The sequence below is a fragment of the Mesorhizobium sp. M0047 genome (assembly GCF_040323315.1).
Lineage (GTDB): Bacteria > Pseudomonadota > Alphaproteobacteria > Rhizobiales > Rhizobiaceae > Mesorhizobium.
The window spans coordinates 1-25,544 of record NZ_JAMYUW010000063.1 but is presented as its reverse complement, the minus strand read 5'-3'; the positions used below and the strand labels follow the sequence as shown (position 1 = coordinate 25,544).

At 62.9% G+C, this 25,544-nt stretch carries 26 protein-coding genes; 7 read left to right on the top strand and 19 right to left on the bottom strand.

Annotated elements, in window-relative coordinates; translation table 11 throughout:
- The first annotated feature begins 221 nt into the window (after positions 1 to 221).
- On the top strand, positions 222 to 1,409 hold the full coding sequence (locus tag NKJ89_RS33635; RefSeq protein WP_352608763.1) for a Gfo/Idh/MocA family protein: 1,188 nt from the start codon (positions 222 to 224) through the stop codon (positions 1,407 to 1,409).
- Positions 1,410 to 1,445: 36 nt separating this feature from the next.
- Entirely contained in the window at positions 1,446 to 2,297 is an 852-nt protein-coding gene (locus tag NKJ89_RS33630; protein ID WP_352608762.1) for a sugar phosphate isomerase/epimerase family protein, read from the top strand.
- A 378-nt stretch (positions 2,298 to 2,675) separates the two neighbouring features.
- Here NKJ89_RS33630 and phnE (NKJ89_RS33625) read toward each other — a convergent pair whose 3' ends face one another.
- The 13 genes from phnE (NKJ89_RS33625) to phnG form a co-directional block, all read right to left on the bottom strand.
- Positions 2,676 to 4,046 (bottom strand): phosphonate ABC transporter, permease protein PhnE, encoded by a 1,371-nt coding sequence (gene phnE, locus NKJ89_RS33625; protein ID WP_352608761.1) that lies wholly within the window; start codon positions 4,044 to 4,046, stop codon positions 2,676 to 2,678.
- Entirely contained in the window at positions 4,047 to 5,003 is a 957-nt protein-coding gene (gene phnE, locus NKJ89_RS33620) for a phosphonate ABC transporter, permease protein PhnE (protein ID WP_352608760.1), read from the bottom strand. It lies immediately after the preceding gene.
- A 55-nt stretch (positions 5,004 to 5,058) separates the two neighbouring features.
- On the bottom strand, positions 5,059 to 5,967 hold the full coding sequence (gene phnD / locus NKJ89_RS33615; RefSeq protein WP_352608759.1) for a phosphonate ABC transporter substrate-binding protein: 909 nt from the start codon (positions 5,965 to 5,967) through the stop codon (positions 5,059 to 5,061).
- A gap of 148 nt (positions 5,968 to 6,115) precedes the next feature.
- Positions 6,116 to 6,973, bottom strand: coding sequence for a phosphonate ABC transporter ATP-binding protein (gene phnC, locus NKJ89_RS33610; protein ID WP_352608758.1), 858 nt, complete (start codon positions 6,971 to 6,973; stop codon positions 6,116 to 6,118).
- A gap of 111 nt (positions 6,974 to 7,084) precedes the next feature.
- A complete protein-coding gene (locus NKJ89_RS33605; RefSeq protein ID WP_352608757.1) occupies positions 7,085 to 7,408 on the bottom strand; it encodes a hypothetical protein in 324 nt (107 codons plus the stop codon).
- Between the two features lie 407 nt (positions 7,409 to 7,815).
- Positions 7,816 to 8,430, bottom strand: a complete 615-nt coding sequence (locus NKJ89_RS33600) for a DapH/DapD/GlmU-related protein (protein ID WP_352608756.1) — start codon at positions 8,428 to 8,430, stop codon at positions 7,816 to 7,818.
- Complete coding sequence (phnL, locus tag NKJ89_RS33595) at positions 8,427 to 9,134, bottom strand: phosphonate C-P lyase system protein PhnL (protein ID WP_352608755.1); 708 nt, start codon at positions 9,132 to 9,134, stop codon at positions 8,427 to 8,429. The genes NKJ89_RS33600 and phnL overlap by 4 nt, the downstream gene beginning before the upstream one ends.
- Positions 9,135 to 9,456: 322 nt before the next feature.
- Entirely contained in the window at positions 9,457 to 10,233 is a 777-nt protein-coding gene (phnK, locus tag NKJ89_RS33590) for a phosphonate C-P lyase system protein PhnK (RefSeq protein ID WP_352608754.1), read from the bottom strand.
- Complete coding sequence (locus NKJ89_RS33585) at positions 10,230 to 11,129, bottom strand: alpha-D-ribose 1-methylphosphonate 5-phosphate C-P-lyase PhnJ (RefSeq protein WP_352608753.1); 900 nt, start codon at positions 11,127 to 11,129, stop codon at positions 10,230 to 10,232. The genes phnK and NKJ89_RS33585 overlap by 4 nt, the downstream gene beginning before the upstream one ends.
- Complete coding sequence (gene fosX / locus NKJ89_RS33580; protein WP_352608752.1) at positions 11,126 to 11,545, bottom strand: FosX/FosE/FosI family fosfomycin resistance hydrolase; 420 nt, start codon at positions 11,543 to 11,545, stop codon at positions 11,126 to 11,128. Before fosX ends, NKJ89_RS33585 begins: the two co-directional genes overlap by 4 nt.
- Complete coding sequence (locus NKJ89_RS33575) at positions 11,542 to 12,654, bottom strand: carbon-phosphorus lyase complex subunit (RefSeq protein ID WP_352608751.1); 1,113 nt, start codon at positions 12,652 to 12,654, stop codon at positions 11,542 to 11,544. Before NKJ89_RS33575 ends, fosX begins: the two co-directional genes overlap by 4 nt.
- Before the next feature lies 1 nt (position 12,655).
- A complete protein-coding gene (gene phnH / locus NKJ89_RS33570) occupies positions 12,656 to 13,267 on the bottom strand; it encodes a phosphonate C-P lyase system protein PhnH (protein ID WP_352608750.1) in 612 nt (203 codons plus the stop codon).
- Positions 13,267 to 13,728: a phosphonate C-P lyase system protein PhnG gene (gene phnG, locus NKJ89_RS33565; RefSeq protein WP_352608749.1), complete on the bottom strand. Its 462-nt coding sequence runs from the start codon at positions 13,726 to 13,728 to the stop codon at positions 13,267 to 13,269. The genes phnH and phnG overlap by 1 nt, the downstream gene beginning before the upstream one ends.
- Before the next feature lie 121 nt (positions 13,729 to 13,849).
- On the opposite strand from phnG, the gene phnF reads away from it, so the two are divergent.
- Positions 13,850 to 14,599: a phosphonate metabolism transcriptional regulator PhnF gene (phnF, locus tag NKJ89_RS33560; protein WP_352608748.1), complete on the top strand. Its 750-nt coding sequence runs from the start codon at positions 13,850 to 13,852 to the stop codon at positions 14,597 to 14,599.
- A gap of 326 nt (positions 14,600 to 14,925) precedes the next feature.
- On the opposite strand, the gene NKJ89_RS33555 is transcribed toward phnF, so the two are convergent.
- The 6 genes from NKJ89_RS33555 to NKJ89_RS33530 form a co-directional block, all read right to left on the bottom strand.
- Positions 14,926 to 15,945 (bottom strand): zinc-binding alcohol dehydrogenase family protein, encoded by a 1,020-nt coding sequence (locus NKJ89_RS33555; RefSeq protein ID WP_352608747.1) that lies wholly within the window; start codon positions 15,943 to 15,945, stop codon positions 14,926 to 14,928.
- A gap of 67 nt (positions 15,946 to 16,012) precedes the next feature.
- Positions 16,013 to 16,978 (bottom strand): ABC transporter permease, encoded by a 966-nt coding sequence (locus NKJ89_RS33550; RefSeq protein ID WP_352608746.1) that lies wholly within the window; start codon positions 16,976 to 16,978, stop codon positions 16,013 to 16,015.
- Entirely contained in the window at positions 16,975 to 18,528 is a 1,554-nt protein-coding gene (locus tag NKJ89_RS33545; protein ID WP_352608745.1) for a sugar ABC transporter ATP-binding protein, read from the bottom strand. Before NKJ89_RS33545 ends, NKJ89_RS33550 begins: the two co-directional genes overlap by 4 nt.
- A gap of 170 nt (positions 18,529 to 18,698) precedes the next feature.
- On the bottom strand, positions 18,699 to 19,691 hold the full coding sequence (locus NKJ89_RS33540) for an ABC transporter substrate-binding protein (RefSeq protein WP_023760801.1): 993 nt from the start codon (positions 19,689 to 19,691) through the stop codon (positions 18,699 to 18,701).
- A gap of 329 nt (positions 19,692 to 20,020) precedes the next feature.
- Positions 20,021 to 21,019 carry an aldo/keto reductase gene (locus NKJ89_RS33535; protein WP_352608744.1) on the bottom strand — a complete coding sequence of 333 codons (999 nt, stop codon included), beginning with the start codon at positions 21,017 to 21,019 and terminating at the stop codon, positions 20,021 to 20,023.
- A 61-nt stretch (positions 21,020 to 21,080) separates the two neighbouring features.
- On the bottom strand, positions 21,081 to 22,586 hold the full coding sequence (locus NKJ89_RS33530; protein WP_352608743.1) for a UxaA family hydrolase: 1,506 nt from the start codon (positions 22,584 to 22,586) through the stop codon (positions 21,081 to 21,083).
- A 230-nt stretch (positions 22,587 to 22,816) separates the two neighbouring features.
- Between NKJ89_RS33530 and NKJ89_RS33525 the strand changes: the two genes are divergently transcribed.
- The 4 genes from NKJ89_RS33525 to NKJ89_RS33510 all read left to right on the top strand — a co-directional run bounded on the left by NKJ89_RS33525 (position 22,817) and on the right by NKJ89_RS33510 (position 25,420).
- Positions 22,817 to 23,719 carry a GntR family transcriptional regulator gene (locus NKJ89_RS33525; protein ID WP_352608742.1) on the top strand — a complete coding sequence of 301 codons (903 nt, stop codon included), beginning with the start codon at positions 22,817 to 22,819 and terminating at the stop codon, positions 23,717 to 23,719.
- Between the two features lie 149 nt (positions 23,720 to 23,868).
- Positions 23,869 to 24,225: a DUF2946 family protein gene (locus NKJ89_RS33520; protein WP_352608764.1), complete on the top strand. Its 357-nt coding sequence runs from the start codon at positions 23,869 to 23,871 to the stop codon at positions 24,223 to 24,225.
- A gap of 97 nt (positions 24,226 to 24,322) precedes the next feature.
- Complete coding sequence (locus NKJ89_RS33515) at positions 24,323 to 24,862, top strand: copper chaperone PCu(A)C (RefSeq protein WP_352608741.1); 540 nt, start codon at positions 24,323 to 24,325, stop codon at positions 24,860 to 24,862.
- A gap of 39 nt (positions 24,863 to 24,901) precedes the next feature.
- On the top strand, positions 24,902 to 25,420 hold the full coding sequence (locus NKJ89_RS33510; RefSeq protein ID WP_352608740.1) for a YcnI family copper-binding membrane protein: 519 nt from the start codon (positions 24,902 to 24,904) through the stop codon (positions 25,418 to 25,420).
- The last annotated feature ends 124 nt before the right edge of the window (positions 25,421 to 25,544 follow it).

The window sequence follows — 25,544 nt, the reverse complement described above, 5'->3', positions numbered from 1 at the left end:
CGCTCAGCCACAAACGACTCAAGGCACGATGGGCCGATCAAAACCTGCTTAGCCTCTTTACTCATATGCGATAGCCCTGCCCTTGAGGGGAGGGTCGATCCGCGTAGCGGATAGGGGTGGGGTCGCCGGGCGTAGAGCTCGGCATGAACCGACCCCACCCGGCCCTTCGGGCCACCCTCCCCTCGAGGGGGAGGGGTATCTCAGACACGAGGGAGAAAGACATGGTCGGCGCATCGAAGTCGGAAACGGGAGGCGGCCCGATCCGCTATGGCATGGTTGGCGGCGGACAAGGTGCCTTCATCGGCGCGGTGCACCGGATCGCGGCGCGCCTGGATAATGACTTCGTGCTGGTCGCCGGCGCTTTGTCATCCGACCCGGCGCGCGCAAAAGCCTCTGCCGCCGAACTCGGGCTCGACCCCGATCGCAGTTACGCGTCCTATGCCGAAATGGCCAAGGCCGAGGCCAAGCGCCCCGATGGCATCGAGGCGGTGGCCATCGTCACGCCCAACAATGTTCATGTGCCGGCGGCCAAGGCCTTCCTGGAGGCCGGTATCCACGTCATATGCGACAAGCCGCTGGCGACGACGCTGGCCGAAGCCAAGAAGCTCGCGGCGATAGTCGAGAAGACTGGCAAGGTGTTCGTGCTGACCCACAACTACACCGCCTATCCGATGGTGCGGCAGGCGCGCGAAATGGTCGCCAAGGGCGTGCTCGGCGACATTCGCATCGTGCAGTCCGAATATCCGCAGGACTGGCTGACCGAGGACCTGGCGGCGACAGGCCAGAAGCAGGCGTCGTGGCGCGGCGACCCGAAACAGGCAGGCGCCGGCGGTGCGCTGGGCGACATCGGCACGCATGCCTACAATCTCGCCCGCTTCGTTTCCGGGCTGGAGCTGGATTCCCTTTCAGCCGATCTCGATGCCTTCGTGCCGGGACGGCTGCTCGACGACAACATCAACGTCATGCTGCGCTTCAAGCCCGCAGGCAAGACGCATCCGGCCAAGGGTATGATCTGGGCAAGCCAGGTGGCGCCGGGCCATGAGAACGGGCTGAAGCTGCGTATCTATGGCTCGAAGGGCGGGCTGGAATGGGTGCAAGCCGACCCGAATTATCTCTGGTACACGCCGTTCGGCCAGCCCAAGCAGTTGCTCACCCGCAACGGCGCCGGCGCGCTGCCGGTGGCCGGCCGGGTCAGCCGCGTGCCGTCAGGCCATCCCGAGGGCTATCTCGAAGGTTTCGCCAACATCTACCAGGAGGCCGCACGCGCCATCCGCGCCGCCCGCAAGAAAGGCGGCAAGCCGGCAAAGGACGTCGTCTTCCCGACCATTCACGACGGTGTCGAAGGCATGGCTTTCATCGAGGCCTGTGTGAAGTCGTCGAAGAAGAATGGGGCGTGGACGAAACTCTAAATAAAAATCAGGGGGGTCCAAGGGGAGGGGGCGTCGATGAAAATCGGCATGTGCATGTTCTTGTGGACGACGGCTGTGTCGAAGAAACACGAACCGTTGCTCAGGGATATCAAGGCAACCGGCTTCGATGGCGTCGAGATACCGATCTTTGCCGGCACGCCGGACGACTACAAAAAACTCGGCGATCTGCTCGACCGCATCGGACTGGAGCGGACCGCGGTTTCAGCGATGGGCGATCCGGCGATGAATTTGATCTCGGCCGATGTGGCAACGCGCAAGGCCGGTGTCGATTATATGAAATGGGCGATCGACTGCGCCGATGCGCTTGGCGCGAATACGCTAAGCGGCCCGCTGCATTCGACGCTCGGCGCCTTTTCCGGCTCCGGGCCGACGGCCGCCGAGAAGAAGCGCTCCGTCGCCTCGCAGCGCGCTATCGGCGACCATGCCGGCAAGAAGAGCGTCACCATTGGGCTCGAGGCGCTGAACCGCTTCGAATGCTATCTTCTCAACACGATGGCGGACCTGTCGGAACATATCGACGCCATCGACCGGCCGCACATCAAGGCGATGTACGACACCTTCCACGCCAATATCGAGGAGGCCGACCCGATCGGCGCCTATACGAAACACCGCCGGCATGTCGTACATATCCATATTTCGGAGAACGATCGCGGTGTGCCGGGGCGCGGCCACCTTCCGTGGAAGGAAACATTCTCCGCCATCCGCAAGAGCGGCTACGACGACTGGCTGACGATCGAAGCGTTCGGGCGTTCGCTGAAGGACCTGGCGGCAGCAACCAAGGTGTGGCGCGATTTTTCCGAAACGCCGGAAGCGGTCTATCGGGAAGGGTACAAGCATATCAGGAACGGGTGGAAACGAGCGGCTTAGGCTCCCTGATCGGACGATAGTCACGCGAAGAAGACCTGCGTCGGCGACCCTAGTCGCGAGGCGAGACGACGATTATGCCTAGTCCATTCGATTTGCGTTCGCGGCGGTTGCCAGGTGGTTCCCCCACTCCGTCTCGGCTTCGCCGAGCCACCTCTCCCCCCTCCGGAGACCCTCCGGAGGGAGAGGAAAGAAAGAAAGCGTGGTGGCGCGGGGAGAAGAAGAATGCCTCGGCCTTGGAGGACGGGTGCCGACTCGGACTGCCTTGCGCCCTTCCTCTACCCCGTCGATCGGGGGAGAGGTGTCGAGCGCAGCTCGACGGAGTGGGGGTCGACCCTTTGGCGCCGGGCGAGACGATGATTGGGCTTCTGCGTCACAAGGCTACCCCTGCTCTGCCTGGATCCTGTTGTAGTCGTGGATGGTCTGGCTCAGCCGGCGGCGCAGGAAGTTGGAAATGTTGTCGAAGATGAAGACCACGAGCAGGATCAGCAGCACCATGTAGAAGACGTTGGCCCAGTTGGAATTGGTGCGCATCGCTTCCCATAGTTTCAGGCCGATGCCGCCGGCGCCGACGGCGCCGATGATGGTTGCGCCACGGGTGTTGGATTCCCACTGGTAGAGCGTCTGGCTGATGAAAACCGGCACCACTTCCGGCAACACGCCGTAGCGCTGTACCAAAAGGCCGTTGGCCCCGGTCGAGACGACGCCTTCGCGCGGCTTGTCGTCGATGTTCTCCAGCGCCTCGGAATAGGTTTTGCCGAGCGTTCCGATCTCGGTGAAGAAAACGGCTGCACTGCCCGCCAGTGGTCCCGGCCCGAAGGCGCGGGTGAAGAACAGTGCCCAGATCAGCATGTCGATGGAGCGCATGAAGTCGAAGAAGCGCTTGAGCACCTGGTTGACCAGCCGGCTGGGCGTGATGTTACGGGCGGCGAAGAAGGCGAGGGGGAAGGCGACGATGCCGCCAAGCAAGGTGCCGAGAAAAGCCATGACGATGGTCTGCAAGAGTTTCGTCCAGACATCGCCATGCTGCCACTGGGCGTTGTTCCAGATGTTGTCGCCGGCCAGCGCCAGGTTGGACGTGCCCGGTTTCAGTTCCGGTCCGGAGACGATCAGCAAGGCGACTTCGCCTGCCGACTTGCCGAAGAACGGCGAGCGCGTGTCGAAGACGAAGTTTGCCCAGCCGAGAAAACGCTTGCGTATCCTGACGCGGTCAGCGGCGACGCGGACCTCGCCGGCGAAGCCCATGTCGGCCACGACCTCATCTTCATGCGCTGTGATCCAGCCGGGAAGCGGTCCGGAGATCAGCGGCCTGCCGGTGCTTAGCCCGACCGCAACGGTTTCATCATTGGCAATGATTGTGGCTTGCGTCTTGTTGAAGGTGACCGACTTGGCTGTGCCGTCGATCAGGATCGTTACCGAACCATCGGGATTGGTCTTGACCCAGTCCGGGCTGGGATTCGGGCCGAGCACCGAGAAGCGCGGGTATTTGGCGGTGATCTGCGGTTCATCGAGCCGGAAGATCGGCTGCACATCGTAGCTGATCCATTGAGTCAGGAACAGCGGCAGGCGCTCCCAGTGCGATTCCCGCATGACTTGCGGCAGGTTGAAGAACCACAGTGCGTAGAGGAGATAGAAAAAGGTGCCGCCAAGCAACAGCAGCGGCCCGAAGCGTTTTTGGAATGGCCGCTTGAATACCTGCGGAAAGCGTTCCTCGATCGACCGGATTTCATCGGCGGTCATGGTCGTCGTCATTTACGAACCCACAGCAAAAGCCTGTTCGCCGACCAGCTTGCGACGCAACCAGGCGGAGAACTGGTCGACGATGAAGATCGTCGTGAACAGGAGCAGCACGAGAGCTAGCGTCTTGGCGCCGAAGCCTCGCGAGATGGACAGCTTCAGTTCCTCACCGATGCCGCCGCCGCCGACCGCGCCCATAATGGTGGAAATGCGGACGTTTATTTCAACACGCAGCAGCGTGTAGGACATGAAGTTGGGCAGCACCTGCGACAGATCGGCAAAGCGCACCCGCTCGAACCAGTTGGCGCCGACCGCCCTCAGGCCTTCCTCGGCGCGCATGTCGATGTTCTCGTTGATCTCGTAGAACAGCTTGCCCAGGGCGCCGATCGAATGCAGGCCGATGGCGATGATGGCGGCGATCGGCCCGATCGAGACGATGGCGGCGAACAGGCCGGCGATGACGATTTCGGGAAAGGCGCGCAGCAATTCCATGAAGCGCTTGACAATCAGCCGTAGCACCGGATGCGGCGTCAGGTTGCGCGCCGCGATGAAGGAAAACGGCACGGCAAAGACGAAGCCGATGAAGGTCGAGACCAGCGCCACATTGAGCGTGGTCAGCATCAGCTCGAAATATTCAGGGATGTAGAAGCTGCCCCAGACATAGGCGCGGCCAAGCGGGAAGTTGAATTCCTGGGTGCCGGTGTCATGTGGGGAAGCGATGTCGAACATCGCTCGCCAGACATCGTTCCAGTCCTTGGGGACGAGCCAGCTCAGGAAATCCAGCAAATGCGGCAGCCGGTCGAAGAAATGCCCGGCATTGGCCTCGTCGGCGAACCACATGGTACCGCCGAGCGCGACAACGAGCAGGCCAATGCCGATGGCGGTGTAGAGCCGGCGCAAGGACGTCTGGCGACGCCAGGCGTTGGCCATCTGGTGAGTGGCGCCGGAAGGGACTGTCACGGAATGGGTCATGATCGGGGATGCAAAAAGGGCGGTGTTTTGAACACCGCCCTTCCTGATTTTGCCGTTAGCCGCCGATGGCTGCCTTACGGGCTTCGACGATGACGTTGTAGAAGTCTGCCTTCACTGGAACGTAGCCGGTAAAGTCGCCACCTTCGACGCCTTCGAAGCAAGCCTTATCCTTCTTGGGCAGCTGCGTGAAGAAGTCGGCGAGCTTGGCGGTCATGTCGTCGCCGAGCGCGGTGCGCACGACCAGCGGGCCGTTCGGGATCAGGCCCGAGCGCCAGACTTCGACGAAGTCGTTGGGGTCGACGGCACCCTTGGCGACTTCCTTGTGGAAGGTGCCGGAGGTATAGCCGTCCTTGAAGTCGCCAATGCCGGAGGAATCGTCCACCGCTACGTCGACCTTGCCGTCACGCACGGCCAGGACGTTGTTTTCGTGGCCGCCGTTGAACTGGGTCGAAGCGAAGAAGGTTTCGTTCGAAGCGCCGGTATCCTTCGGGATCTGGGTCAGCGGGATCAGGTAGCCCGAGGTCGAATCCGGATCGGCGTAGCCGAGCTTCTTTCCCTTGGCCGACTTGATGTCGGTGATGCCGGAGGATTTCAGCGCCAGGCCGATCGAATAGTAGCCGGTAGCGCCGTCGGTCTGCTGGGTGGTGAGGATCGGGGTGACCGCCTTCGGGTCCTTGAGAGCGACGCTGGCATAACCGGAAGCGCCGAGCTCGGCGAAGTCGAGCGTGCCGCCGAGCAGGCCCTGGATCACGCCGTCATAGTCGGCGGCGGGGAACAGCGAGACCTTTTCGAAGCCGAATTCGGCCTTCAAATGGTCGGCTAGGCACTGGTAGTTGCGCAGCCGGTCGGTTTCGTTTTCACCGCCGAGGATGCCGACGCGAAATTCCTTCATATCGGCGGCGTGGGCCATGCTGGTCGCCATGGCGAGCACCGAAACGGCGCAGAAAACCATCTTTCTGAACATCTGTAATCTCTCCTGTAGGTTCCGGCCCCGCGCCGGCAGCGTTCTTGAGTTTGACTGGCGCCCTTGACGTGGGCTGGCGATCCCAACCGTTCTTTTTTGGTCCACGATCTTTCCCGAAAACCGGTTTTCACTTTTCGGGATCATGGACTCAATAACCCGGGAAAGCGGGTTCGAGCGGTCCGGCGGATGCGGCGATCTTTCGGCTGAAGGCAACGCTGGTCGAGGTGATGGCCTCTGAGATTTCCTGGCCATTGCTGTCGGCGCCATAGACGAGGCGCACGGCCTCGCGGTTGAGCTCTTCCGGTGGGCCGTCGAAGACGACCTTGCCGGCGGCCATGCCGATAATGCGGTTGCAATAGGTGCGGGCGGTATCCAGCGTGTGCAGATTGGTGATGACTGTGATGCCTTCGCGCAAATTGATGTCTTGCAGCGAATCCATCACCACCTTGGCGTTGAGCGGGTCGAGCGAAGCGATCGGCTCGTCTGCGAGGATTACCCTGGGCTGCTGCATCATGGCACGGGCAATGGCGACACGCTGCTGCTGTCCACCCGACAAGGTGCCGGCGGGCTGAAGTGCTGTACGGGCGATGTCGAGCCGCTCCAAGGCGGCGACCGCCTCGGCGCATTCGGCGCGAGAGAACATGCCGAACAGGTTTGACATGGTCGAACGGTGGTTCAGCTTGCCGAGCAGCACATTGGTCAGCACGTCGAGGCGCGGCACCAGGTTGAACTGCTGGAAGATCATGGCGCAGTCGCGCTGCCAGCGCCGCAGCGGCGAGCCGCTCAACTGGGAGACCTCGGCGCCGTCAAAAAAAATCGACCCCTGGCTGGGATCGATGAGGCGGTTGATCACGCGAAGAAGGGTTGATTTGCCGGCGCCGGAACGGCCGATAATGCCAACCATCTGACCCTGCGGGATCGCGATGTTGATGTCGCTGATGGCGGTGTTCTTGCCAAATCGGCGGCTGACACCGCGGATTTCGAGCGTGGCAGAGGTTGCTGGCATGGGGCAGGTTCCAGTCCGGACCATTGATCATCAGGCTCTCGCCTAGCGCAGCCACATGAACCTGCCGTGTCGCGGTGATGTCAGTTTTGTTACGCTCCACAGGTGTGGAGTTTACGGCCGGCCCCGGACCAGCAGGTCCTCGAAGTGCACCATGTCCCGGAAGCTGCAGAAGGCAGGCGCCTTAGTTTCGATGACGGGAGCCTGCTGCTCGAAAAGCTTGAGAGAGTCATCGAACAGGTCCTGCCATGCGGCTGCCCGGTCATCAGCAAGACGCTGGATCTGGTAGGCGAAGGTGATGTGGAAGACATAGGCATCGTGATCAGGGTGCCGGTAGCCGAACGGCACCGCCAGAGCATCGCGCCAGGCGCGCATGATGCGCACATCGTCGTCGGTCGCGCCGGCAACGGTGAGGCCGGTCGGCAGAACTTCGACCACCTTGATGTTGAACGGGCCGAAGCCCTCGAAGCCTTTCAGCCGTTCCAGCTAGAGGCGTATCGTGCCCATCTATTGCAATGTGAAGACGCTGGTCTACCCTCGCTCCCCGAATTGTCTTGCTTTGCTGCCTTAGCTTGTCAGCCTGGCTTACCGGTAAGCTGCGCAAGGACCCACAGCATATAGAGTGGGGCTATCGCCGCCGTGAACAAAACACAACCCAATATCATCAACGTTATTGAAGAGCCAACGTCGGATTGCCTCCAACGCTTAACTCCAAGCTTAATCGCCAAAATTCCTAACGCGACCAACCCCAGTCCAATGAAAAGAGGTATTACGACAATAAAGGTCACATATGCTCCATCGCACTGGGTTGGGTGATTATTAGTTCGATGAAAACACCATTCGCGTCAACCATACTTCTCCAAAAACGCTTCAGCGGACAGTTCCCGGAAATCCTCCAAACTGGCGCGCAGCGTGGCATGGTCCCAGTCCCACCAGGCAAGCGCCTGGTAGCGTTCGGCGGTGCGGCGGTCGAAGCGCTCGCGGATCGGCTTGGCCGGCACGCCGGCGACGATGGTGTACGGAGCCACATCTCTCGAGACGACAGCGCCGGCGCCGACCGCTGCGCCATCGCCGACGGTGACGCCGGGGAGGATGGTCGAGCCATGGCCGAGCCAGGTGTCGTGGCCGATGGTGACGCGCCTGGCGCGGCGCTGGGCGAAAAACTCGCTCTCGTGCTCGGCATCGTCCCAATAGTCCGAAGCGCGGTAGGTGAAATGGTGCAGCGTCGGCCGCCAGGTCGGGTGGTTGGTGGCGTTGATGCGCACGCTTGCCGCGATGTTGGAAAACTTGCCGATCGTGGCGCACCAGACAGCGCAATCCTGCATCATGTAGGAATAGTCGCCGAGTTCGCTTTCCGACACCCGGCTGCGGTCGGCGATCTCGGTCCAGCGGCCGAGCGTCGAGTTCTGCACCTCCGCCGTCGGGTGGACCAGCGGTGTCTCCGATAATTTCCTGGTCATGCGGCGACTTTTCCGGGAGCGAAAGCGGTGACGTCGATGATGCGGTCGGCAACCGCCTCGCGCACGTCGTGGTCGTGGAAGATGCCAAGCAGGGCGACATCAGCCGCTTTCTTGGCGGCGATGAGTTCGATCACCACGTCACGGTTCCTGGCATCGAGCGAAGCGGTCGGCTCGTCGAGCAGCAGGATCGGGTGCTCGGTGATGAAGCCGCGCGCGATGTTGACGCGCTGCTGCTCGCCGCCGGAGAAGGTCGCCGGCGGCAATGCCCAAAGTTTCTCCGGCAGGTTGAGCTGCGCCAGCAAGGCACCTGCCTTGTCGCGTGCAATTTCGCGGTCTTCGCCGCGTTCGACCAGCGGTTCGGCGACGACATCGAGCGCCGAGACGCGCGGCACGGTGCTCAGGAACTGGCTGACATAGCCGATCGTTTGCCGGCGCACGGCAAGCACGGTGCGCGGGCTGGCGGTGGCAAGGTCGATCAGTCCGTCGTCATGCGTGACGATGATCTGGCCCTCGTCGACGGCATAGTTGCCGTAGAGCATCTTGAGGATCGAACTCTTGCCGGCACCGGACGGGCCGCCAAGCACGGTGCATTCGCCGGCCCTGATCGAGAACGAGACTCCGGCGACGACAGGCAGTTTAATGCCGTCGCGCAGATGCATGGTGAAGCTCTTGGCAACGTCCGAGACAACGAGGGGGGTGGCCATCAGAAGGTCCTCCAATCATCGTCCGCTTGCGGGCCAGCACCCCCCTCTGGCCAATGCAATTGCACGTGCGGAATAACGGTGAAATCTCGAAGCGGGTGGTTGCGAGGTGTCGGCGCGAGGCACCCCCCTCTGTCCTGCCGGACATCTCCCCCGCAAGGGTGGAGATTGGCAGTTTCACCCGCAGCGCTTTTCTTGCAGCCTTGGTAACTGGTGAAAGCAGCAGGGACTGCCGATCTCCCTCCTTGCGGGGGAGATGGCCGGCAGGCCAGAGGGGGGTGCCTCGCGCCAAGGTTTCGCGAACACGCGCTTTGAGACTTCATCGTCAAACCTGTAGAATCGAGGAAACGAGCAACTGGGTGTAGGGCGCGCGCGGGTCGTCGAGCACGCGGTCGGTGAGACCGCTTTCGACGACGCGGCCGTCCTTCATCACCATCATGCGCTGCGACAACAGCCGCGCTACCGCGAGGTCATGGGTGACGACGATTGCCGCCAGGCCGAGATCGGTGACCAGACCGCGCAGCAGGTCGAGCAGGCGCGCCTGGACCGAGACGTCGAGGCCGCCGGTCGGCTCATCCATGAACACCAGCCGTGGCCCGGTGACGAGATTGCGGGCGATCTGCAGGCGCTGGCGCATGCCGCCGGAGAAGGCGCGCGGCTCGTCATCGATGCGGTCCTCGTCGATCTCGACGCGCGACAGCCAGTCGACGGCGGTGGCGCGGATCCTGCCGTAATGGCGATCGCCGACAGCCATCAGCCGTTCGCCGACATTGGCGCCGGCCGATACTGTCATGCGCAGTCCGTCGGCGGGGTTCTGATGGACGAAACCCCAGTCGGTGCGCATCAGGAAGCGGCGCTCGGCCTCGCTCATGCGATAAAGCTCGCGGAACTGGCCATCGCGCATGCGGTAGCTGGTGGTCCCGGAACTGGGCAGCAGCCGTGTCGACAGGCAGTTGAGCAATGTCGTCTTGCCGGAGCCGGACTCACCGACGACAGCCAGAACTTCGCCCGGCCACAAGTCGAAGGAGACGTTGTCGCAGCCGACGCGCGAGCCGTAGAATTTGGAGAGCGCCGAGACGCGCAGCAGCGGTTCGTCGGTCATTGCGCCGGCTCCATGTTTCCTGGGGCAAGATGGGTTTCCCGGGCGAGGTGGCCGTGATGGCCGTCCGCTCGCCGCTTCTCGCAATGGTCGGTGTCGGAGCAGACGAACATGTGGCCGCCATGGTCGTCGAGGATGACCTCGTCGAGATAGACATTCTCGGCCGCGCACAGCGCGCAGGGCTGGTCGAAGGTCTGCACCTCGAACGGATGATCCTCGAAGTCGAGGCTGACCACTTCGGTGAAGGGCGGCACCGCATAGATGCGCTTTTCGCGGCCGGCGCCGAACAGCTGCAGGGCCGGCGAGCGGTGCATTTTGGGATTGTCGAACTTAGGCGTCGGCGACGGGTCCATCACATAGCGGCCCTCGACCTTGACCGGATAGGCATAGGTGGTGGCGATGCGACCGTGCTTGGCGATGTCCTCGTAGAGCTTGACATGCATGAGGCCGTATTCCTCCAGCGCATGCATCTTGCGCGTTTCGGTCTCTCGCGGTTCAAGGAAGCGCAGCGGCTCAGGGATAGGCACCTGATAGACCAGTACCTGGCCCGCCGTCAGCGGATGCTCGGGGATGCGGTGGCGGGTCTGGATGATGGTGGCGCTGGCTGTGTAGGTGGTCACCGCGACATTGGCGACCTTCTTGAAGAAGGCGCGGATCGAGACGGCATTGGTGGTGTCGTCGGCACCCTGGTCGATAACCTTCAAGACATCGTCGGGGCCGATGATCGAAGCGGTGACCTGCACGCCGCCGGTGCCCCAGCCATAGGGCATCGGCATTTCGCGCGAGGCGAACGGCACCTGATAGCCGGGGATCGCGATGCCCTTGAGGATCGCGCGGCGGATCATCCGCTTGGTCTGTTCGTCGAGATAGGCGAAGTTGTAGGTGGCGATGTCAGTCATTGCGCGACTTTCAGTCCCTTGGCGTAGCGTGCCAGCCGCTCCGCGAGCGTGCCTGTGTGCAGTTCGAACATGTGGTTGTCGTCGTCGTAGAAATAGATCGAGCGGCCTTCACCCTCGACGCGTGGGCGCGGCGGGCGCGTGTCGAGGCCAAGCGCTTTGACGCGCTCGGCGTAGCGGTCGAAATCGGCGTCATCGATCTTGAAAGCGATGTGGTTGTAGCTGCGTTCCGGCAAGGGCTCGCCCTCCATGATGGCGACCCAGATGTCGCCGATCAGGAAGAACTTTTCGCGCGACAGCGAGAACTGTTCGGCGCCGCTGGCATAGACCTCTCGGGCGTCGAGTATGCCCTCGAGGATCTCGGTCATCCGGTCGAGATCGCGGACGATAAAGGTCATGTGGGAGAGGCCTTCGATCATTCCGCGGCCTCCCGCTTCTCTTCGGCCTTGGCGGGGTTCTCGCGGGCGTCGTATTCGGCGCGCATGCGGCGCACGAGGTCGAGTTCGGCCTGGAAGTCGACATAGTGCGGCAGCTTCAGATGTTCGACGAAGCCGGTCGCCTGAACGTTGTCGGAATGCGAGATGACGAACTCCTCATCTTGGGCTGCGGCGACGACATCCTCGCCGAGTTCTGTCGCACGAAGAGCGCGGTCGCAGAGCGCCATCGCCATCGCCTTGCGCTCGCTCTGGCCGAAGACGAGGCCGTAGCCGCGGGTGAATTGCGGCGGCGCCTTGGTCGACCCTTTGAACTGGTTGACCATCTGGCATTCGGTGATCCGCACCGTGCCGAGCGGGACCGCGAAGGGCAGTTCCGGCACGTCGAGCTCCAGCTCGACCTCGCCGATGCGGATTTCGCCGACAAAGGGATGGTTGCGGGCATAGCCACGTTGCGTGGAATAGCCGAGCGCCAGCAGGAACCCCTCGTCGCCGCGCGACAGCGCCTGCAGGCGGATGTCGCGCGCCATCGGGAACTCCAGCGGCTCGCGGGTGATGTCGCCGGGGACATGGTCCTGCGGCATGTCGCCGTCCGGTTCGATCAGGCCTTCGCGGGCGAGGATCGCCGAGACGCGCGGCATGGCTTGCGCTTCCGTCTCACGCAGCAAGGGCTCGGCGACATCGGCGCCGGCGGCAAGCTCGGGATCGAGCAGTCTGTGCGTGTAGTCGAAGGTAGGCCCAAGCAACTGGCCGCCCGGCAGGTCCTTGTAGGTCGCCGAGACGCGCCGCTCGACCAGCATGTTGGCGGTGTCGATGGGCTTGGTGTAGCCAAAGCGGGGCAGTGTCGTGCGATAGGCGCGCACCAGGAAGATCGCCTCGATCATGTCGCCGCGCGCCTGAACAATGGCGAGTGCGGCCAGTTCACGGTCGTAGATCGAGCCTTCGCTCATCACCCGGTCGACGCCGAGCGCCAGCTGCTCGACGATCTGGTCGAGGCGAAGGGCTGGCACCGAACGGTCGCCACGGCGGCGGTCGGCAAGCAGGCTGTGGGCGTTGGCGATTGCGGCTTCACCGCCTTTAACCGCGACATACATCTTACGCCTCCATCGTCTTGATGCGCGTCGTGCGCGGCAGGCAGGCAATGCCGTCCGATGTGGTGAGGATGATGTCGACGCCTCGCGGAAAGCGCTTGATGTTCTGCTTCCACTGTTCGACGAAATGGCGTGGCATCCGTGCCGGCGCGATCGTCGCGCTGGCTTCGATGCCGGGGCCTTCGAGCGACAGAGGCGTGCCGGAGACGAGATCGCTGACCTGCAGGACCAATGTGGTCGAACGGTCGGGATAGTCCTGCGTGCCTTGCGAAAAACCGTCGAGCGCCATCATCTCGGCCGGGGCTGCGATCAACGCGAAATGCGCATCGGCCGGCGTGTTGGCCAATGGCGCGCCGGTGTGGAAACCAAGCCAGGATTTGATGGCAGGGGAAGCCTGTAAAGCCGGGTCGAGCCAGAGCGGGGTGTCATTGTCGCAAAGCGCCAGCGCAATGGCACCGGCGGTCGCCGACAGCGGCGCCGGCGGACGGGCAAAGGCGGGCAACGGCTGCACGCTGCCAGGCCGCGCCATCGCCTCCATGACAGCGCGGAACACGGTCTGTGCGTTGAAGACCGGATCGGCGAAGCCGCCCTCGATCGATTGCGATGCGATGTCCATCAGTCTTCTCCGCGTACCATGGTGAAGAAATCCACCTTCGTTGCCGCCGTCTCGGCGCGGCGGCGTTCATGCGCCGTGGTCAGGGCCGACCGCAGAGGCGCTATCAGCCCGGTCTCGACCTCGGCGCGGCGGGCCGGGTCCTGCCACAGTGCGTCGGCGATGGCCGCCAGCTTCGCCTTCTGCTTGTCGCGGCCAAGCGCATAGCAATGGCCGACCTGTCCGGACGGCAGCCGGACGGTGGCGCGGGTGACGGTCGCCTCGCCGACATTGAAGGGCGCGCCCCCACCGCCGATGCGGCCGCGTACGGTGACCAGGCCGGTTTCGGGGCCGCGCAGCAGTTCTGCGTCCGAAGGCAGTCCGGCCTCGTTCCAGAGCCGAACGATGTCGTCGCCGCCGGATTGCGCCAGGGTTGCCATGGCGGCCTTGCGTTCGGCTTGATCGCGGGCTTCCTGTCCTCGCATCAGCAACATTCCTCTTCGCCAAATTTGTCTATTGATATAGACAACTATACAAATTATACCTATTATCTAGCGCGAGTCCATGACGGGTGGATGACAAGCACTTGAAGACTGGGGGCAATCAATGGTCGGGCGGCTGGCAGCGGACAGCATCGAGCGGCGCAGCGGCGTCTCGCTGTGGCGGCAGATCGCCGAGAAGATCCTGCAGGCGATCGCCGTCGGCGATTTCGCAGAAAGCGCCGCGCTGCCGCCGGAGATGGCACTGGCTGAGCGCTATGGCGTCAACCGCCACACCGTGCGCAGCGCCATATCGGCCCTTGTGCAGGAAGGGGTGCTGCGGGCCGAGCAGGGGCGCGGCACCTTCGTGCTGTCGCGCAGGCGGCTGTCCTATCCCATCGGTGCGCGCACACGCTTTTCAACGGGCCTGCAAGGGCAGACATCGGAACGGCATATCGTCCTGCTGGCGTCCTCGATCGAGCCGGCCAGCCAGCGTGTTGCCGAGGGGCTGGGGCTCGCCAAGGGGGCCGATGTGATTCGCCTGGAAACGCGTGGCGAAGCCGACGGACGGCCGGTATCACGCGGCGCCGGCTGGTTCGATGCCCGGCGCTTTGCTGGTATCGACGCTGCAATGGCCGAGACAGGTTCGATCACCGCATCGCTCGCCCGGTTCGGTATCGACGACTATCTCAGGCAATCGACCGTGCTGTCGGCGCGCCATGCCGATGCGGCGGACCTTGCCGACCTCGACCTGCAACCAGGTGCCATCGTGCTGGTCACGGTCGCTGTCAACGTCACGCCGGACGGCCAGCCGATCCAGTTTTCGGAGTCCAGGTTTCCGGCAGAACGGGTGGAGCTGAAGCTGTCGGCGCTGTAGGGAGTGCCGGCCTTATGCGAGACCGTGACTTCTGACTCGCGCTGATCGGTCGCGCGCTCCCCTGTCAGCGGCTTGGCGTTTGAGGACCGCCTTCCCCCACTCCGTCTCGGCTTCGCCGAGCCACCTCTCCCCCCTCCGGAGGGAGAGGAAGGGAGCCCGCTGGCGGGAGAAGGAGGGAGTCTGGTTGAGGAGCGTTGGCCGCAATAGGCTCGCACCTTCCTCTACCCCGTCGATCGGGGGAGAGGTGGCTCGGCGAAGCCGAGACGGAGTGGGGGTCGATCTGCGCGGGGCGTCGTCAATTCGGGCCGGGTTCACCGCCTGCTAAGTTATGCTCCCACCTCGATCACAGCCTTGATCAGGCCTGATTTCTCATGCGCCCAGCGGGCCAGATCGTGTGGCGTGCCGGAAAGCGTGGTGCGGTGGGTGACGAGTTTTGCCAGCGGAACGGCGCCGTTGCGGATCGAGGCGGCGACATGGTCGAAGTCGGCGCGCAACGCATTGCGGCTGCCGATCAGCGTCATCTCGCGTTTGTGGAATTCGGGATCGGAAAAGCTGATGTCGTCCTTGACGACGCTGACCAGCACCAGTGTCCCGCCATGCGCGACATGGGCGAAGGCCGATTGCACGGACTGGGTGTTGCCGGTGGCATCGAAGACGACATCGAAACCTTCGCCTGATGTCGCCTCCTTGACCAGAGCGGGCACCGCGCCGCGCGAGCCGTCGAGGGTCTGGAACCCAAGCTCATTCTCGGCGAAGGCGAGCCTTTCACTGCTCATGTCGAGCAGTGCCACGTGGAGGCCGGCGATGCGGGCGAAGATGGCGGTGCCGAGCCCGATCGGGCCGGCGCCGATGACCAGCGTGCGTCCACCCGGATCGGCCCGTGCACGCCGCACGGCATGCGCGCCGATGGCCAGGAATTCGACGGCAGCGGCGTCGGCCAGCGACAGGCCGTTGGCCGGATAGAGATTTTGTGCCGGAACCAGGATGCGTTCGCACATGGCGCCGTCGCGATGCACGCCGAGCACCTCGATGCTGACGCAGCAATTCGGCTTGCCGTGCCGGCAGGCTATGCACTTGCCGCAAGAAAGATAGGGGTTGATGACGACCGGTTCGCCAACGGCCAGTTCGACACCTTCCCCGGGTTCCACCACGGTACCCGATATTTCATGGCCCATGATGCGGGGATAGGCGAGGAACGGGTGCTTGCCCTCGAAGATGTGATAGTCGGTGCCGCAGATGCCGACATGGCTGACGGACACCAGCGCCCAGCCGGGAGGCGGCGCGCCGGGGGCCGGACGGTCTTCCAGGATAAGATCGCCGGGCGAACGGCAGACGACGGCCTTCATGCTTCAATCCAGTCGGTAATGAATCGCCGGCCCGTCGATTGTGACGGGCCAGCGATTGATCGAGGGTTTACTTGCCGCGGCGGCGCAGCCCGTCGAAGTAGACGATGATGATGATCAGCGCGCCGGTGATGATGCGCTGCCAGAACGAGTTGACGTTGAGCAGATTGGCGCCGTTGTTGATGGTGGCCAGGATGAAGGCGCCAAGCAGAGGCCCGTGCACCGAGCCGACGGCGCCGAACAGCGAGGTGCCGCCGATGACCGACGAGGCGATCGCCTGCAACTCCCAGCCCTCGGCCTGGGTCGGATTGCCGATGCCGATGCGGGCGGCCAGCAGCACGCCGACGAAAGCCGCGCAGAGGCCGGACAGCGTGTAGGCCATGTAGATGGTTCGCTGGACATTGACGCCGGACAGGCGCGAGGCCTCGGCGTTAGAGCCGACCGAGAACAGATACCGGCCCCAGCGGCTGTGATGCAGGAAGATATAGGCCGGAATGCCGACCAGGATCACCATCCAGAACAGGTTGGGGATGCCGATGAAGGAACTGCGCGAGAACGCGGTGAAGGTGTCGCTGTTGATATTGATCGAATTGCCGTTGGTCATCAAAAGGCCGATGCCGCGCAGCGAGGTCAGCGTCGCCAACGTGATGATGAAGGGCGGCAGGCCCATCTTGACGATGCCGAAGCCATGAAACATGCCGATGGCAACACCGACCAGCAGCGTCACCAGAATGGCGAGCCAGATCGGGAAGCCGGCATTGATCATCATGGCTACGACCACGGTGGCGAAGCCGACCACGGCGCCGACGGACAGGTCGATGCCGCCGGTGATGATGACGAAAGTCTGGCCGACCGCCATAATGGCGATCATCGAACCCTGCCGCAGCAGGTTGGCGATGTTATTGGACGAGGCGAAGCTCGGCGTCGCGACCGACAGGACGATCCAGAGCAGAACCAGCAACGCCAGAAGCGTCAGCCCGAACAGGACATTGTAGTTCCGTTTTGGCTTTTCGACAGCAATCGCCTCGGTGCTCATATCTGTCCTCCCTGCTTTTCTTGTTTCTCGGCGAGCGCCTGCGTGAGAATGTCCTCGTGGCTGGCGCCGCGAAAACCATGAGTCGCCACCAGTTTGCCGCGCCGGAACACATGCAGCGTGTCGGCCAGTTCGTAGACTTCCGGCAGATAGGACGAGATCAGGATGATGCCGGCGCCTTTCGACAGCAGCGCGCCGAACAATCGGTAGATCTCGGCCTTGGTGCCGACATCGACGCCGACAGTCGGTTCGTCGAAGATGAACAGCTTGGCGCCGTGCGCCAGCCATTTGCCGATGACGATCTTCTGCTGGTTGCCGCCCGACAGGCTGGACGCCAGAGCGCCGCGCGTCGGTGTCTTGATGCGCAGATCGGCGATCTGGCGATCGGCCTGCGTCTTTTCCTGCGCACTCGAGATCAGCAGATTGTTCGAGATGCGCTTGTAGATCGGCAGGTTGAGATTGAGGCCGACCGGCAGGTTGAGGCAGAGGCCCTGGTCGCGGCGGCTTTCCGGCGCCAGCGCCATGCCGAGCTTGATCGCGTCATGCTCGGATTTGACCTGAACCTCCTTGCCTTCCCAGAGAATCTGGCCGGCCGATTTGCGGTGGCGGCCATAAAGTGTCGTGACGAACTCGCTGCGCCCGGCGCCGATCAGGCCATAGAGCCCGACGATCTCGCCGGCGCGAACCGTCATCGAGACATTTTCAAACCCTTTGCCGGACAGGTTCCGCGCTTCGATGATCGCGGCGCCCGGCGTGAAATGCTCCTTGTGGTAGACCTGCTCGATAGAGCGGTTGATCATCATCTTGACCAGCTCGGCATCGTTGGTCTCGGCGATGTTGCGGGTGCCGACCAGCATGCCGTCGCGCAGCACGGAAACACGATCGGCGAGTTCGAACACTTCCTCCATGCGGTGGCTGATGTAGATGATCGTCACGCCTTCGCCCTTCAGCCGGCGGATCAGGGTGAAAAGCTGGTCGGCCTCCTTGCGGGTGAGATAGGCGGTCGGCTCGTCGAAGATCAGGAATTTGGTACCGCGCACGGTGGCGCGGGCCGCCGCTATCAGCTGTTGTTGGCCGATTGTCAGGTCGCCCAGCGTGACATGCGCCGGCAGGTCGAAGCCGAGATCGTCGATGATCTTCTGCGCTTGCCTGACCATGGAGCGCTGCTGCAGGATGCCGAAGCGCGAATTTTCTTCGCCGAGGAACATGTTGGCGGCGACGGTCAGGTGACGGCACAGCACGACCTCCTGGTGCACGGCATTGATGCCGAGCGCCATCGCCTCATGCGGCGTCGCCAAAGCAGCTGGCTGGCCTTCCCAGATGACCTCTCCGGAGGTGCGCGGCATGACGCCGGTCAAAAGCTTGATGAGGGTCGATTTGCCGGCGCCGTTCTCGCCGACGATGGCGTGGATCTCGCCGGACTTGAAGGCGAGGTTAACCGGCTTGAGCGCGTGGGTGCCGGGATAACGCTTCTCCAGCCCGCGCAATTCGAGGATGGTCCTGCCAGGCTCCAGCACAGGGGCCGGATGCAGTTCCTGCGCCGTCGATGTCATGACAATCCTCCCAGATTGGCCTCCCAGATTGGCCTCACGATTGGCACGCGGCGAGGCAAGGATATGCCGCGAAGACAGCCTAGCTCAGGCTCGTGGATTGCCAAGCCGTTTGTGCCGGCAGCGAATGTTTCCGGGGCGCGAGGCCCCGGAAACGATTTGGATGCGAAGGCTTAGAGCTTCGGATTGAGCAGCGCGTCGATCTTGGGGTCCTTCATGTTGTCCTTGGTCACCAGATTGGCGCCGGTGTCGACATTGGCCTCGACCTTTTCGCCCTTCGAGGCGGCGAGTGCGGTCTTGATGCCGTCATAACCCATCCGGTACGGATCCTGGACGACGAGGGCGGAAATGACGCCGTCGTTGAGGAACTTGATCAGCTTCTCGTCGCTGTCGAAGCCGACCAGCGCCAGCTTGCCGCCAAGGTTGTTTTCGGCGACAGCCTGACCGACGCCCTGCGCCATGATCAGGTTGGAGGCGAAGATGCCCTTGAGATTCGGGTTGGCGGTGATCAGGTCGGTGGCGATGTTGAGGCCGGTGGTGGCCTGGCCGTCGGCATATTTGTCGGCGACCAGCTTCAGGCCCGGATATTTGGCGGCCAGCTGTTCGGTGAAGCCCTGCTTGCGCTGTTCGAGCGAGCCGGCGCCCGGTGCGTTGGTGATCAGGGCGACGTCGCCCTCGATCTTACCGCCGTTGGCGGCGCCGATAGCGGCTGCAAGGCCGTCGGCAGCGACGCGGCCACCCTGCACATTGTCGGTGGTCAGGAACGAGGTGAAGGCCTTGGAGTCGGCGCCGGAGTCGATGCCGATAACCTTGACCTTGGCAGCGGCTTCATCGATCGGCTTGCCAAGTGCCTTGAACTCGGTCGGCGCAATGACGATGGCCCCCGGGTTGCTGGCAACGGCGTTCTCGAGGATCGAGACTTGGCCGTTGACGTCGGTTTCAGCCTGGGCGCCAAGTTCCGGCACGTTGACGCCGAGATCCTTGCCGGCCTTGCGGGCGCCGGCCAGAACGATCTGCCAGTAGAAGGACGTGGTGTCCTTGACGATGATTGGAATGGTCACATCCGCCGCCGAAACCGGCGCCGAATGCATGACGCCGGTGAGCATCGAAGCTGCTGCCAGCGCCATGACAGCGCGGCGGTTGAGAATGCTGGTCACGAATTTCATGAGGTTCCTCCCTAAGTCGCCCGGTGAACGTTACGGAAGCTCCGTCCGGATAGGCGTAGCCCAAACAGAACTTTATCAATAAAAAACAGTTGCCATGTTTTGATAGTGCATCGAACCGGCCGATGCAAGCGGTGTTTGACCAGTTCTCGGGAAGCCTGGCAGAGGCAGAGCCACCGCACTGCTTTCCCTCGCCGTCATCGAATGCTCCCGTTTCCATTCCGTGAGCGTATGGAATATTAATTCCACCCGTTCGTCAATATGGAATGTTCATTCTCATATAAATTGCAAGGGTGTGAAACCGGATCGCCGTTCACCGAGCGGATCGCGTTTCACGCCAGCTCCTGCACCAGGGTATGGGGGCGATATCTGGGGTATTCCGTCTCCGGCACGTCGATGTCGAGCAATTCGAGGTTGCGGGTCAGGTTTGCCAGCTTGGCAGTACCGGTCAGCACGGTAGCGACCATTGGTTCATGGAGCGGGAACTGGAACGCGGCCGCGGCCAGCGGATAACCGCCCTCGGCTGCGATCCTTTCCATCGCACCGACGCGATCGAGCACGTCATGGCTGGCAGGGCGGTAATCGAAATGCGAGCCTTGCACCGGCCCGGTCGCCAGGATGCCGGAGTTGAAGACGCCACCAATGACCAAAGAGGTCTGTTGCGCGCGGCACAGCGGCAGCAATTCCGCTTCGGCGCTTCGGTCGAGCAGGGAATAGCGGCTGGCGAGCAGGATGCAATCGAGCGGCGCCCGGCGCATCACGTCGAGACAGATCTGCACCTCGTTGACGCCGAGCCCATAGGCGGAAATGACACCTGTTCTCTTCAGCTCTTCGAGCGCCTTGAGGCCGCCATCCATCAGATCGCGAAAGTGCAGCTTGGTCTTCTCGGCGCCATGCGTGTAGGCGCCGATGTCGTGGACGAACAGGATGTCGATCTTGTTCAGGCCAAGCCGCGCATAGCTGAACTCGACCGAGCGCATGATGCCGTCATAGGAATAGTCGTAATCGAGCGCGAAGGGCAGCGGATCGACATAGGAGTGATCGGGAACATGGTCATCCGGCACCGGGCGGAACAACCGGCCGACCTTGGTCGACAACACATAGGAATCACGCGGCTTGTAGCGCAGGAAGTCGCCGAAGCGTCGTTCCGACAGGCCGAAACCGTAGAAGGGAGCGGTGTCGAAATAGCGCAGGCCGGCTTCCCAGGCGCCTTGCAGCGTCTCCATCGCGGCTTCGCGCGGACAGGCGCGGTAGAGGCCGCCGAGCGCAGCGCCGCCAAAGCTGACCTCGGTGACCTCGAGCGCGGTGCGACCGATGCGGCGCTTGTTCATGCGAAAACCTCCCCGTTCCCGACCATTGTCCGGCCTGGTCATCTTCAGATATCAGTGGAAACTAAAGCGTCGCGCCCAGGTGCCAGGGCACGAACTCGTTGTCGCCGTAGCCGAAATCCTCGCTCTTGGTCTTGCGGCCGGAAGCCGTCTCGACGATCAGTTCGAAGATCTCGCGGCCCATGCCGGCGATGGTCTTTTCACCGGAGGCAATGACGCCGCAATTGACGTCCATGTCCTCTTCCATCTGATGATACATGGTCGAGTTGGTGGCGACCTTGATCGACGGTGTCGGCCGGCAACCGAAGCAGGAGCCGCGGCCGGTGGTGAAGACGATGATGTTGGCGCCGCCCGCCACCTGGCCGGTCGCCGAGACCGGGTCGTAGCCGGGGGTGTCCATGAACACCAAGCCGCTGCCGGTGACCTTTTCGGCATAGCCGAAGACACCATTGAGCGGCGTCTGGCCGCCCTTGGCGACCGCGCCGAGCGATTTCTCCAGGATGGTGGTGAGGCCGCCGCGCTTGTTGCCGGGCGAGGGGTTGTTGTCGATCGAGGCGCCGTGCTTGGCGACGTGATCTTCCCACCACTTCACGAAGCCGTCGAGCTTCTGCGCGATCTCCGGCGTTGCCGCGCGATAGGCTAGCAGATGTTCGGCGCCGTATATTTCCGTGGTCTCGGAGAGGATGCCGATGCCGCCGACGCCGGCCAGGATATCGACGGCAGCACCCAGCGCCGGATTGGCTGTAATGCCCGACATGCCGTCGGAGCCGCCGCATTGCAGGCCGACGACGATCTCGCTGACCGGGATCGGCTCACGCTTCAATTGGCCGACTTCCTCGGCAATCTCAGCCAGCACGCCCATCGCCTTTTCGACCGATTTGCGCGAACCGCCGGCGTCCTGGATGTTGAAATGGCGTTTGCCGGCAGCGACGCCCTTCTGGCCATAGAGCGTGAGCTGGTTGACCTCGCAACCGAGGCCGACCATCAGCACGCCGCCGAAATTCGGGTGGCGGGCATAACCGGCAAGCGTGCGGTGCAGCACCATCATGCCGTCGCCGGTGGCGCTCATGCCGCAGCCTTGGCCGTGAACGATCGGTACGAAGCCGTCAATGCCGGGATATTTCGGCAGCAGGGTTCGGTTGGCGGTGTCGGCGATCGAATGGCAGACGGTGGCCGAGCAATTGACGCTGGCGACGATGCCGATGAAGTTGCGCGTGCCTGCGCGGCCATCGGCGCGGCGATAGCCCATGAAGGTGCGGGCGCGGTCCGCTTCCGTCGCGTGCTCGGCCTCGCTCGGCGGCACGACCGGCAAGCGGCCCGATTCGAAAACCAGATTATGCGAATGAACATGCTCGCCGGCTGCAATATCCTGTGTCGCACGGCCGATCGCCTGCGCGTATTTGACCACGGCCTCGCCGGCGGCGATCGGCTTGATCGCCACCTTGTGGCCAGGTTCGATCAGAGCAGCGGCGACGGCGCCGCCCGGCAGCACGGTGCCGATCTCGATGCGGCCGTTAGCGACGGCGACATTGTCGGCGGGGGACAGGAGGATGCAGTTGGAGGCGTTCACGGGCGGTTTTCCTGGGTGATCCTGGGGTGCGCGGGCGGATTGACACGCGCTTGTTTAGATATAATGTCTTTTATCGTGAAAAAACAATTTTGCGTCAATTGTTTTTTCGCTGGGGAGTTCCGCATGTCCATCGGCGTTCAGGAAAGCGAATTTCGCTTTCAGGGGTCATGGGAACGTCATATTGCGCTTCCGGCCGACGGCCGCAAGCGACGGCGTGCAACGGGTCAGGGATGTCGAAGAGCAACAACGTCTATAAGGATGCCTACAACCGCTGCCTGCGGTTGCTCGACGAGACGCGCAGCCTGCCTTCGGAGCCGGAACTGGGCACCTTGCTTGGCGTCAGCCGCACCACGGTACGATCGATTCTTGCGCGCATGGAAGAGACCGGGCTGATCGCCTGGAACAAACGTGCCAAGACGGTGCTGCGCGAACCGCGTCCCGATGATTTCTTCCCCGAGGAAGAAACCGACACGCTGGCCGAGATCATCGAGCGGTCGTTCATGCGGCGCCTGCTTGCCGGCGGAGCCGAAGCCGGCATGCAGATCAACGAACTCGAACTGGCGCGCGAGATCGGCGTCGGCACCACCAGCGTGCGCGAGTTCCTGATCCGCTTCTCGCGCTTCGGCCTGATCGAGAAGCGCCGCAACAGCCACTGGGTGCTTAAGGGTTTCACGCGCGCTTTCGCGCTGGAGTTGACTGAAATCCGTGAGATGTTCGAACTGCGCTCGGCGGCAGCCTTCGCCGCTCTGCCGCAGGACAGCGCTGTCTGGGCCAATCTCGAACGTCTGGAAGACGAACATCGTCGGCTGGCAAGCGAGATCGCCACCCGCTTCAACGAATTCTCCGAGTTGGACGAGCGCTTCCACCGGCTCATCCACCGGGCGTCGCATAACCGGTTCATCGTGGATTTCTACGATGTCATCGCCATGATCTTTCACTATCACTACCAATGGAACAAGACGCGAGAACGCGAACGCAACGAAGTCGCGATCAATGAGCATCTGGTCTATATAGAGGCGCTGAAATCACGCGATCTCGGCAAGGTCGACGCCGCCTGCCGCAAGCACCTGAAGTCGGCGCGCCAGACCTTGCTGACCTCGATCCCCGAAATGCGGTCGCCCCAAAAATCATAAGGCGCGTCGCATCTGAAGGGCTGCGACGCGCTTCCTGCCGCGTTGCCGCAGCATCGAATTGGCGATTTTCCACCCGACGGCCTCGTGCTAGGAATGTTGCATTGCTGCGAAGAGGCAGGGTTTTGGGCGTATCGAGGAGACGGTGGAGCATACCGGTCGCGCTTGTCGCGGCCTATCTGCTGTTGCTCCAGTCGACGCTCGGCGCTTTCGCCTTCGGAAACGTGCCGAATGCGTCACAACTCGATGCCTTTGGCAACGTCATCTGCACCCATGGGGGTGCCACCCAGCTTCCCGGCGGCAACCAGCCGCCGTCCCATCAGCCGGCATGCTGCGTGCTCGGCTGCGGCATGTTTTCGCCGGCCTTTGCGCCGCCGCCCGATGCCGGGCTTGCGCTGGACAGTCGTTCCTTTGAAACGGTAGCCTTTGTCTTCCGGGCGGCCATCCATCTCGACTTCGTGCGTGAGCGCTCGCCGTCGAACCCGCGCGCGCCGCCGCTGACGGTCTGAGCCTGCTTGCCCGCCGGAACCTTTCGTGGGCGTACCCATCCAAAGATCAAACTGCTCGCGACCGGCAACGGCGCGACCATCACTTCATGGAGCAACCATGTTCAATTTCTTTCCTGACGCCGCGCGTCTTAAGCCCGGCACCATTCTACGCAGCATCGAAGAAGGTGTCGGCATTGCCGTGCTGGCTCTTGCGCTGCTGTTCATCGGCGTCCAGACCGTGTTCGCGCATGAGTTCAAGGTCGGCGATCTCGATATCGGCCACCCCTGGTCGCGCGCCACGCCGGCCGGCGCCAAGGTCGCCGGCGGCTATTTCACGATCACCAACAATGGCAGCGCGCCGGATCGGCTGGTGTCGATTTCCTCCGATATTTCTGAAAAGGCCGAGCTGCATGAAATGGGCGTCAAGGACGGCGTCATGACCATGCGACCGGTTGCCGGCGGCCTGGAAATTCCGGCCGGCGGCAAGGTGGCATTGGCGCCTGGCGGCTATCATCTGATGTTCTTCGGCTTGAAGCGGCAACCCAAGCAGGGCGAAAAGTTTTCCGCCACGCTGACCTTCGAGAAGGCCGGTGCCGTCAGCGTCGATTTCGCCGTCGAAGGCATCGGTGGTGGCGCCACGGACGATCACGCCAATTGATCCGGCCAGCTTCGCCAGTTTGAAATCAGAGGGACCATCATGAACAAGTATCTTTTGTCCGCCGCAGTCCTTTTCGTGCTCGGGACAAATGCCGCTTTCGCGCATATCACGCTCGAAACCCAGGAAGCGGCCGTCGGCTCGACCTACAAGGCAATCTTACGCGTGCCGCATGGCTGCGACGGCAAGGCTACGACTGCCGTACGCGTGCAGATCCCGGAAGGGGTGATCGCGGTGAAGCCGATGCCTAAGCCTGGCTGGACGCTGCAGGCCAAGAAGGGCAAGTACGACAAATCCTATCAACTCTACGGTCAATCGGTGAGCGATGGGGTCAAGGAAGTCGACTGGAGCGGCGGCAGCCTGCCGGATGAATTCTACGACGAGTTCGTCTTTCGCGCGACGCTGACGGAGGATCTCCCGGTGGGCCAGACGCTTTACTTTCCGGTGGTGCAGGAATGCGACGGTGCCACCGTCCGCTGGATCGAAATCCCGGCGGCCGGACAGGATGAGGACGCCCTCGAAAACCCGGCGCCCGGCATCAAGCTGCGGCCAAAGAAATGATCTCCCCGGCGGGGGGGGCGGCGCCACCGCCCCCCCGCCGCGTGTGGTGGGGGCAAGAACGCCCAACACAAAAAAAACACACGCGGGAGCGAGGTAGTGTTAAAAAAAAAACACCCCCCCCGCC